A 297-nucleotide genomic window follows, 5' to 3' on the forward strand; every position below is an offset into this window, starting at 1 on the left:
AGGCCAGAATCCGCCCTGCTTTCCAGCGCCATTCTTGACTTTGTCGAAAATCGCTTACACAAAATTTTACACCGGGCCATTGGTTGCAGCGGTTTACATCCACTGCTTTGAGTGTGGCATCTACATTCTGTATCAGAAATGCAGAGTAAAGGTCTCTCTGAACTTTCGTGCCATCCTGCATGGTGTTCCAGCGCTTGCTGAGGTTCTTCTTCGTAAATGTCTCCGTCAAATGGTTAAATTGGCTTGCCTTTACGGAAAAGGTATCAACCTTTTTGAAAGACCCGCCAGCGCTGATGA

1 pseudogene is annotated in these 297 nt (G+C 46.8%); it reads right to left on the reverse strand.

From position 1 onward, the window contains the following. Nucleotides 1-297, reverse strand: a pseudogene (locus JQM68_RS13685) (hypothetical protein); the annotation flags it as partial.

It is taken from the genome of Oscillibacter valericigenes (assembly GCF_021531435.1).
Classification (GTDB): domain Bacteria; phylum Bacillota; class Clostridia; order Oscillospirales; family Oscillospiraceae; genus Oscillibacter; species Oscillibacter valericigenes_B.